The organism is Vibrio sp. SBT000027, assembly GCF_963894355.1.
GTDB classification, from domain to species: Bacteria; Pseudomonadota; Gammaproteobacteria; order Enterobacterales; family Vibrionaceae; genus Vibrio; species Vibrio splendidus.
Genome location: NZ_CAWQGD010000004.1, coordinates 1341513 through 1347762, shown reverse-complemented (window position 1 = coordinate 1347762; position 6250 = coordinate 1341513). Strand labels below are relative to the sequence as shown.

Sequence of the window (6250 nt, the reverse complement as noted above, 5' to 3'; positions counted from 1 at the left end):
ATTTGCGAGCGCCAGCTTAGCGATCGTAATTTTTTTGGCGGTTCATCTAAATTTCATATATAACAGCATGAATTCAAGACTTAGATGCGAGCTAATTTTAGGGAGATGCACATTGAATAGGCTTCAAAAGACAACATTAGGGTTAGCTATAAGTATGAGCTTACCGACGACAGCACAAACCCTAGAGCAAGCCGTTGCGTTCACTTTAGAAAGTAATCCTGAAATCAAAAGTGCTTATAATGAATATGTCAGTAAGCGATATCTTAATGATGCTTCTGGTGGTGCTTATCGTCCAAGTATAGACTTGGATGGAGGTATTGGTTACGAGCATACCGATCTAGCAACTAACTCAAGCACGACCGATCTGACTCGGAAAGAAGCGACAATTACGCTAACTCAGCTTATCTGGGATGGGGCTAATACATCGAATGATATTGACCGTACTGCGGCTGATGCGGAATCAGTGCGTTATCAATTGATATCTAATGCTCAAGATATCGCATTAGAAGTGACCAAAGTTTATCTCGATGCGGTAAAAGCCTATGAAGTGCTTTCACTCTCTGAAAATAACCTCGCAACCCACAAAAAAATATACAGCGATATTCGCAAGCGTGTTGAGTCAGGTATTGGCTCAACGGCAGATATGTCACAGGTAGAAGCACGTATTGCTAAAGCACACGGTAATTTACTTGCGGCGCAAAACAACCTTTTTGACACTCATACGCAATTCAAAAGGCTTGTGGGTCAATCTCCGCTAGGGTTAACCTTCCCTCGCGCAGATGCAGGCGCTATCCCTTACACGGTTGATGGCGCATTAGCAAAAGCGTTTAATCAGCACCCAGTAATTAAGATTGCACAAGCCGATGTAGACTCAGCGAAATTTCAATACAAGCAATCTAAGAGCACCAACTACCCAACGGTTTCTTTTGAAGCCGCTCAAACCTGGCGCGATGATGCCGGTGGCACTCCAGGCAGCAGTGACGAGTTTTCTGCGATGGTTCGTTTAAGATACAACCTTTACAACGGCGGTTCAGACCAAGACCGTGCAGAAAGTGCCGCTTATCAACTAAACAAAGCGAAAGACCTCCGCGAGAGTACTTACCGTAATGTAGAAGAGAGCTTGCGTCTTTCATGGAGCGCACTTGATTTAACCGTTCAACAGAAAGAGTTTTTATCTGACCACGTAGACTCGGCATCAGACACCGTTATCTCTTATGAGAAACAATACCGTATCGGTAAACGTACCCTTCTCGATTTGCTTAACACCGAGAACGAACTATTCGAAGCCCGCAAGGGCTATCTGGATGCCAAGTACGACGAACAATACGCGAAGTACCGAGTAATGAATGCAACAGGAAACCTGTTAACTGGGTTACGCGTCGAAACCCCTCAAGAATGGAATGAAAAGGTAGAATACTAATGAAGCTGATAAAGACTGTATTTCCGCTTTGTCTCATGATTGTCTCTGCCAACGTTTTAGCTGAAACAAGCAATGAAGAATTTGAATATCGAGCTCTTCCAGACATCACGCAAATTTATGATCTCGAAGATGATGATAATGACGGCGTAATTAACGCGCGAGACCTATGTCCCGATACGCAAGTTGGTGCAGAGATCGATAACGACGGTTGTGGTTCATATTTTGAATCGTCAGAAAAGAAAGAGCTCCACATACTCTTTGCTAATAACTCTACGGAAATTAACCCTGTTTTCCTAGGGCAGATACGCCAGATGGCTGCGTTTTTGAAGCGTTACGAGGGTACATCGATTGAGTTACAAGGTTATGCCAGCAAAGTCGGCAATGCCAAACACAATTTAAAACTGTCAAAAGAGCGAGCATTCCACGTAAGACGTGCCCTTATCAGTAATGGTATTCAACCATCTCGAGTCAATATCGTGGGTCATGGCGACTCTGAATTTAGCAGTGATGACAGCCAAGTTAATCACGCACTACATCGAAAAGTTGTCGCTTCCGTTGTTGGATTTAAAGGCAACATCAAAGAAGAGTGGCACATCTTCACCAAAATAAAAAAGTAGGTTCTATCCTGCGCTTACCATACTGAAACGTGATCTTTAGTTAACCTTTCAGTATGGTGATAATTCCTTGAATAGCATGTACCTAAGCCGTCTATAATGTTAATCTTGCGTCGTTATCAACATAGAGAATTAATCCATGAGCAAACTAACAGCTGATACTCAAGCAAATCTAGAACTTTTCGTTTCTGAAACACAAGAAACTAAACTGGTATGGGGCCTTCGCAATGAAGAAGGTTGGCTAGCATGTGACTCAAGTGAATTCGAAAGCAGCGAAGTGATGCCTTTTTGGTCTTCAAAAGAAGATGCTCAGACTCACAACGTTGAAGAGTGGGCTGACTTCGAAGTATTAGAAATTCCACTAGATATCTTTGTAGAAGATTGGTTACTGACTCTAGCTGAAGACGGCGTTCTTGTTGGTATTAACTGGAATGCAACATTAGAAGGCAAAGAACTTGAGCCTTCTGACCTAGCGAAATTATACATCTAATTTCCGATATCGGTCGTGCGAACAGTACGACCGATACACGTCTGATAAATATCAACAAATTAGAGACTTACCTCGCATAACCTCCTACCCATACCATTCAAAAATTGAAGCAACATCAAACTAATAATAGAATATCGTTCTTTATCTGATAGATAGTTTCTTGTGACTCACTCTGTTTTTATTGCCCTTCTACTGTTCATTAGCTTTTATTCTCATGGCCAAGTATCAACACAAGATCGTCACCAAGACTCTCCTTTCAACTCATCCAATTTAAATTCAAACACAACTCCAAATGCTGATTGGAATGCACTCTATCTCTCGACTCTAACTCATTCCCCATCGCGTGCGTTAAACATGCTGCAAACCCGTTACATTGGCTCAACCGTCTATGGAGATAAGCTTTACCTTTCATCTTTGTTATACCAATACATGAGCCACCGAGATCAACCGTTCTATGGAATCGCTTCAAACGACAGTGAGTACCAAGCGATTGAACAAACGTTTATTTCTGCTTTAATGAAAGATGGCCAAGGTCAATATGAGGAAGCGCAACAAAGCTTTCTGACACTCTTGGCGAAGATGCAATCACGCAGTGATTTGACTGGAAGAGCCCTACTAAAATACCAACTATGCCGCTCTCTTAACGAGCAAGCTAAATATCATCAAGCGAACTATTACTGCTCTGCGCTTCAATCAGATTTACATAACATCGCTGACCCTGTGTTACCAAAGTTTGGTACTTATCGAGTCATCGCTAACAATCACCATTTCCGCAGTGACTATCAAGCCGCGCTAGATACCTACCTATCACTGATAAACGTGTTCCCACAAGGACATGACATTTCGGGGATCTATAACGATGTGGGTAATTTGCTCAAAGAGTTAAAGCAATATGAAAAATCGGCAGAGTACCTCAAAGAAGCACTCATATTAAGAGAAAGTGCTTCTGATTTGATGAAAGCACAAGTGCATCATAGCCTTGCAGATCTCTACCTTAACCAAGAGCAAAGTGACTTAGCAATTAACCACTTTCAAACAGCAAGAACACTGCTGAGCTCATCTTCACATAGCTACGGTATCGCACTAACAAGTCTTGGCTTAGGAAAAGCTTACACTCAAATTAGGGACTATGATTTGGCAAGAGGTTACTTAGTCAACTCTCTGTCAGCTTCGAATGAATTGAGTAACGACGTCATTCGTATTAACGCTTACTTGGCGATAAGCGATATGTTCGAAGAGCAAAAGCTGACAAACGAGGCGCTCAATTATGCTCAGCAAGCTCTAGAAGTATCCGAGCAAGTCACAAGACACAAGTACATCGCTCAGTCACTCTTGCAGCTTTCCGACCTTCATCAAGCGCTCAGCGATTACCAACAAGCTTTCTATTTCTACCAGCGATACTCATCTATACAAATTGAAACACGCGATATCGATAACAGGTTGGCTTTTGAAGCACTAGACCTGACCCACGCTAAATATGAGCAAGAATTGGAAAATTCTTTCCTGATAAATCAGACAAAGCTCGACCGCGTTCAAATTGAAAAAATGGAGCATCAAAGATGGATGTACAACGTCATTGTTATTCTGTTGCTGTGCGCCGCAAGCTTTACGGTATTAGCAAACAAAACGATTCGCGCAAAAGCTTCCATCGATGCGATGACAAAAGCGTATGGCCGGACCGAGATAATACGAAGAATCAAACGAGTCAGACGCTGTAAAGGAACGGACAAGCAACATGTCCTCGTTCTGCTCGATCTGGATAGATTCAAGACGATCAATGATGAGCATGGACACCCTACCGGTGATAGAGCGCTCGTCCATATTAGTCAGCAAATACGAAAACACTTAATGAATGACGAATTGTTTGGTCGCTTAGGAGGCGAAGAATTTCTCATCATGCTAAGCAATACCAAGCCTGTAGACGTGCGAGAGCGCGTCGAAGAGCTACATTACGCCATTTCAAGCTCAGTCTTCTTAACAGAAAGCAAAAAGCCACTTAATGTAACCGCGAGTTTTGCTTATCTAGCAACCTCAAACGCATTAAGTGACTTTGATGACTTGTACTCGGTGCTTGACCAAGCACTGTATCAAGCAAAGAGCAACGGCCGAAACTGCATCATTGATGCTTACAACGAACCAATTGATTGACCTGAGGTTATTTATTCTCAGTCTGTTTGCGAACCAACTCAGCCATAATACCTTCACGATCACCTAGGTAATCGTTAAGGCCAACTTTACGCAGTTCACACGCTGGACAATCGCCACAACCATCACCGATGATGCCATTGTAACAAGTCAGTGTTTTATTGCGAACAAGCTCAAGTGCTGAGTACTGGTCGGCCAACGCCCATGTTTCAGCTTTGTTGAGCCACATTAACGGTGTTTTAATATCAAGCGGCTTGTCCATACCTTGTACAAGCGCAGAGTTCATCGCTTTCACAAAGTCATTACGACAATCAGGGTAGCCTGAGAAATCAGTTTCACACACGCCCGTGATTACGGTATTTGCACCGATTTGGTAAGCGTAAATACCCGCCAAAGTTAAGAACAGAATATTACGACCGGGAACAAAAGAGTTTGGTAGTCCATTCTCTTGTAGCTCATGAGACACAGGAATATCGTCACGAGTCAGAGAGCTGATAGCCAGTTCATTCAACAGAGTCACATCCATCACTTTGTGCGCTTTCACACCAAGCTCTTTTGACAATGACTCTGCCACTTCAATCTCGAGTCTATGGCGCTGACCATAGTCAAACGTAATCGCATGAACTTCATCATACTCTTTTAAAGCTTGAACAAGACACGTTGTTGAGTCTTGACCACCACTGAATACTACGACTGCTTTTTTCATCTTAAATCCTTACGAGAATCTTCTACTAGCGACTTATCTAGGCCAGTAAACAAATGCAACCTATGCGATGCTCAAATATTTGTGAGTTTGAATAGATAAACGCCAGTTACGTTCAATACAGGTATCAATACACAGTTGCGTTGCACGTTCTTTTTGGCTAATAGGTTGAAGTGCAATGACTGTATTTTCAGGAACATCGGCTCTAGCAATAAGAGCATCTAGTTGCTCGATATCTTTACCTGTACCAACAGGGTGCTTGATTTCATTCGCACGAACGAGTGCGCTATCAAGGATATCCAATTTGGCTTTCATTGCGACTTTTGGTGACACCGTAACCCAAGTACCCAGTGTGGCTTTTACTTCCGATGTTCCGCTGGTCTCAATCTGACAGCGACAACCGTGCTGCTCAAATGCTTCAGTAAGAGGGACAAGATCATAGATGCACGGCTCACCACCGGTAATCACAATGTGCTTAGCGGTGTAACCTTGCTTGATGTATTCATTCACGATTCCTTGCGCATCAATTGCAGACCAAGTCGGTGAATCCTCTGTCTTAACCATAATATCACCAAGGCTCGTTTCATCTTCCGGCAACGCTTCCCAAGTCTGTTTGGTATCACACCAAGAACAGCCTACAGGGCAAATTTGCAGTCGAACAAAAACAGCAGGAACGCCGGTAAATACGCCCTCGCCCTGGATGGTTTCAAACATTTCATTAATCTTGTACAACTTACCCTCAGCTCAATCATTTGATGAAATTAATCAACCGCAGACCTTAAAGCACTTGCCCCTTTTGGTCAAACAAATGAGTACTGATAAATGAGTTGATCAAAGCCCTAGCCTGAACTTTCAAGTTCCCTTATCCTTTCGCCCAT

At 42.8% G+C, this 6250-nt stretch carries 6 protein-coding genes; 4 read left to right on the top strand and 2 right to left on the bottom strand.

The window, feature by feature from the left end; genetic code table 11:
* Nucleotides 1-112: 112 nt before the first annotated feature.
* The 4 genes from AACU28_RS15690 to AACU28_RS15675 all read left to right on the top strand — a co-directional run bounded on the left by AACU28_RS15690 (nucleotide 113) and on the right by AACU28_RS15675 (nucleotide 4672).
* Nucleotides 113-1420: a TolC family outer membrane protein gene (locus tag AACU28_RS15690; RefSeq protein ID WP_017082668.1), complete on the top strand. Its 1308-nt coding sequence runs from the start codon at nucleotides 113-115 to the stop codon at nucleotides 1418-1420.
* Nucleotides 1420-2037: an OmpA family protein gene (locus AACU28_RS15685; RefSeq protein ID WP_108185962.1), complete on the top strand. Its 618-nt coding sequence runs from the start codon at nucleotides 1420-1422 to the stop codon at nucleotides 2035-2037. Before AACU28_RS15690 ends, AACU28_RS15685 begins: the two co-directional genes overlap by 1 nt.
* A 136-nt stretch (nucleotides 2038-2173) precedes the next feature.
* Nucleotides 2174-2524, top strand: coding sequence for a DUF2750 domain-containing protein (locus tag AACU28_RS15680; RefSeq protein WP_004733613.1), 351 nt, complete (start codon nucleotides 2174-2176; stop codon nucleotides 2522-2524).
* A 162-nt stretch (nucleotides 2525-2686) separates the two neighbouring features.
* The gene (locus AACU28_RS15675; RefSeq protein WP_121603196.1) at nucleotides 2687-4672 is read left to right on the top strand and encodes a tetratricopeptide repeat-containing diguanylate cyclase; all 1986 of its coding nucleotides are present in this window, start codon (nucleotides 2687-2689) and stop codon (nucleotides 4670-4672) included.
* A gap of 7 nt (nucleotides 4673-4679) precedes the next feature.
* Here the strand turns inward: AACU28_RS15675 and queC are convergent, their stop codons facing one another.
* Nucleotides 4680-5375: a 7-cyano-7-deazaguanine synthase QueC gene (gene queC / locus AACU28_RS15670; protein WP_017082670.1), complete on the bottom strand. Its 696-nt coding sequence runs from the start codon at nucleotides 5373-5375 to the stop codon at nucleotides 4680-4682.
* A gap of 60 nt (nucleotides 5376-5435) precedes the next feature.
* Nucleotides 5436-6104 (bottom strand): 7-carboxy-7-deazaguanine synthase QueE, encoded by a 669-nt coding sequence (gene queE / locus AACU28_RS15665; RefSeq protein WP_017077101.1) that lies wholly within the window; start codon nucleotides 6102-6104, stop codon nucleotides 5436-5438.
* Nucleotides 6105-6250: the final 146 nt, after the last annotated feature.